The sequence below is a fragment of the Promicromonospora sp. NPDC060204 genome, from assembly GCF_042728455.1.
GTDB lineage: Bacteria > Actinomycetota > Actinomycetes > Actinomycetales > Cellulomonadaceae > Promicromonospora.
On record NZ_JBHWZO010000416.1, the window covers coordinates 1 to 2964 of the forward strand.

Annotated in this window: 4 protein-coding genes and 1 pseudogene; 1 reads left to right on the top strand and 4 read right to left on the bottom strand. The window is 71.7% G+C overall.

Annotated elements, in window-relative coordinates:
- Positions 1 to 62 precede the first annotated feature (62 nt).
- The 3 genes from ACFWEJ_RS28195 to ACFWEJ_RS28205 are packed head-to-tail and all read right to left on the bottom strand — an operon-like array spanning position 63 to position 1705.
- The gene (locus ACFWEJ_RS28195; RefSeq protein ID WP_377232472.1) at positions 63 to 710 is read right to left on the bottom strand and encodes a redox-sensing transcriptional repressor Rex; all 648 of its coding nucleotides are present in this window, start codon (positions 708 to 710) and stop codon (positions 63 to 65) included.
- Positions 711 to 770: 60 nt separating this feature from the next.
- A complete protein-coding gene (locus ACFWEJ_RS28200; RefSeq protein ID WP_377232473.1) occupies positions 771 to 1019 on the bottom strand; it encodes a glutaredoxin family protein in 249 nt (82 codons plus the stop codon).
- Positions 1020 to 1033: 14 nt separating this feature from the next.
- Positions 1034 to 1705 carry a Pr6Pr family membrane protein gene (locus tag ACFWEJ_RS28205; RefSeq protein WP_377232474.1) on the bottom strand — a complete coding sequence of 224 codons (672 nt, stop codon included), beginning with the start codon at positions 1703 to 1705 and terminating at the stop codon, positions 1034 to 1036.
- Positions 1706 to 1783: 78 nt separating this feature from the next.
- Between ACFWEJ_RS28205 and ACFWEJ_RS28210 the strand changes: the two genes are divergently transcribed.
- Positions 1784 to 2578: an HAD family hydrolase gene (locus tag ACFWEJ_RS28210; RefSeq protein WP_377232475.1), complete on the top strand. Its 795-nt coding sequence runs from the start codon at positions 1784 to 1786 to the stop codon at positions 2576 to 2578.
- Here the strand turns inward: ACFWEJ_RS28210 and ACFWEJ_RS28215 are convergent.
- Positions 2575 to 2964, bottom strand: a pseudogene (locus tag ACFWEJ_RS28215) (hypothetical protein); the annotation flags it as partial. The gene ACFWEJ_RS28210 and the pseudogene ACFWEJ_RS28215 sit on opposite strands and share 4 nt — an antisense overlap.

The window sequence follows — 2964 nt, forward strand, 5'->3', positions numbered from 1 at the left end:
GTATTTGTTGGATCAAGCTGCTTGATCCAACAAATACCCCGCACTCAGCGTTTTTTTGTGGGTCAGAGAGCCGCCGCGCGGGTCGCCGCGTGGAAGGCCAGGATCTGCAGCTCGCCGCCGACGTCGACCGAGCGCACCACCACGTCGTCCGGCACCTGGAGCGCCACCGGCGCGAAGTTCAGGATCTCGCGGACGCCCGAGCCGACGACGGCGTCGGCCACGTCCTGGGCGCCGTGGCCCGGCAGCGCGAGCACCACCATGGAGACCCGCTCGCGCTCGATGACCTCGGCCACCTCGCGCACGTGCTCCACGGTCACGCCGGCCACGTCGGTGCCCACAACGTCGGGCGACGCGTCGAGCAGCGCCACGACCTGGAAGCCGCGCGTCGCGTACCCGGAATAGTTCGCCAGGGCGTGCCCGAGGTTTCCGATGCCGACGATCGCCAGCCGGTGCTCCGTCTCGAGCCCCAGGGCGACCGTGATGTACGAGGCGAGCGACTCGACGTCGTACCCGACGCCGCGCGTGCCGAACGAACCCAGGTACGAGAGGTCCTTGCGCAGCTGCGCCGAGCTGACGCCCGACCGTTCGGCGAGCTCCGTCGAGGAGGTGAGGTCCACCCCCTCGGCCGCGAGGTCGCGCAGGGCGCGCAGGTAGTACGGCAGCCTCCCTACGGTTGCTGCCGGGACTGTCCCGTCACTGAGTTCGACCACGTGCTGCTCCCCTCCCCGCGACCACTGTGTCGCGGGCGTACGCACACACTGCCTGGACGATCATGCCAGGAGGCGTGCAAGGCGCGCACCGTCCACGCGCCAGAAACCTTGCTGGATCCCGTCCACCTCGAGCACGGGGACGTACTCCCCGTACTTCTCGCGCAGCGCGGGCGCGCTGTCGATGTCGACCTCGCTCCACGCGGTCCCGGAGCTCTCGCACACCTTCTCGACGACGGCACGTGCGTCCTCGCACAGATGGCACGCCTCGCGTGTGTAGAGAACGACCCGGGTCTCGGCGGCAGTGGTCACGCCCCGAGGTTACGTCACGCGCGGGCCACCGAACGGTCGGTGTCCGGCAGCCGCCCGTCCGCCCAGCGCACGCCCCAGGCCAGGACGAGGAAGACGACGGCGACGCCGCCCGCGTTGATCAGCGCCCGCGCCCAGCCCAGCTCGTCCGCGTCCAGGAACGGGTAGGGATACCAGCCCGTGACCGCGCCGCGCACGAAGGTGTAGACCAGCCAGGCGACGGGATACACCACCGACCACCACACCGTGGCCGCCGTGACGCGGGGGCGCGGCCCCACCCAGACCCAGACGACGACCGCGAACAGCGGTGCCAGGACGTGCAGCATCGTGTTCGGCACCGGCCCGGCGCCGCCCACCATCTCCAGGCCGCGGAGCACGGTGTTGTAGACGATCCCCGTGACGGCGATGCACAGCAGGCCGTCGAGGCGCAGCACGCGGAACACCGGACCGTCCCGTCGCGGGTCGAGCGCCAGGGCCAGCGAGGTCCCGCCGATCAACAGGTTCGACTGGATGGTGAAGTAGCTGAAGAAGCGGACCATCCGTTCGGCATGCGTGGGGGCGAGACCTGGGCCGCTGGTCAACGCGATGACGAACTCGATCGCGAAGCCGCCAAGAGCCAGCACGGCGACCAGCAGATGGAGGAACCGCGCGAGCCCGGCGCCCTCGGAGATCCTGATGTTCTGCGTCACTCCCCGGTTCTACCAGCGCTTCTGCCGGGGTGCCCGGCGAGGACTTGCGTCCTGTGGCACGCGGATAGAGTGACCTCCATGCCGTCGACGCACCCCTCGTCCGCCACCGCGGCGTTCTTCGACGTCGACAACACGATCATCCGCGGTGCGAGCGCCTTTCACCTGGCCAAGTCGGCGTACCAGCGCAAGTTCTTCGGTACGCGGGACATCCTGAGGTTCGCCCTGATCCAGGCGCGCTACCTCCTGTGGGGCGAGAACCGCGAGGAGATCGACCAGGTGCGCGACCGGGCGCTCTCGCTCATCGCGGGCCGCAGCGTCGCGGAGATCGCCACCCTCGGCGAGGAGGTGTGGGACGCCGTCCTGTCGCTGCGGATCTACCCGGGCACGCGCCGGCTGCTGGACGAGCACATCGCCGCCGGCCACCAGGTGTGGCTGGTGACCGCCACCCCGGTGGAGATCGCGCAGCTCATCGCCCGCCGCCTCGGCGCCACGGGCGGGCTCGGCACCGTGGCCGAGCACAAGGACGGGTTCTACACCGGCCGGCTCACGGGCGACCTCATGCACGGCCAGGCCAAGGCCGACGCGATCGTCTCGCTCGCGGAGACCGAGGCCATCGACCTCGACGAGAGCTACGCCTACGGCGACTCGCTCAACGACCTGCCGATGATGCGGTCCGTGGGCCACCCCTGCCCCATCAACCCCGACCTGCGGCTGCGCCGGCACGCGCAAGAGGTCGGCTGGCCCATCCGCGAGTTCCGCGGGCGGTCGCAGCGCGCGGCCGGGCGCGGGGTCCGGACGGCGTCGTGGGCCGGGGCGGCCTGGGTGCTCGGCCTGGTCCTGCGGGCGGCCCGACGGCGGCTGCGCGGGCACTAGGCGGGGCGGTCCGCCAGGGCGTCGGCAGCATCGTCGGCGGCCGCCGCGAAGGCGCGGATCAGCGGGTTCGGGTCCGCCGTGCGCCACACGAAGGCCCACTGGCAGCGCGGCGCGTCGCGGACCGGCACCCAGACCAGACCGGGCCGGGAGTAGAACCCGACGGCCTCGGCCCCGCGCTGGAGCGCAACCCGAACCTCAGGATCAGCGCGAAGGTCGCCAGCAACCACGACTGGATCCTGCGCAAGGACTTCCGCGCCGTCGCCGACGCCGTCCGCGAGGTCGCGGGCCTCGCGGCCGAGCAGGCACCGGAGCCCCGGTAGCCTGGCGGCCCGGTAGCCGGCCGGCCCGGTAGCCGGGAACGAAGAAGGCCCGGCCCCCGTAGGGGC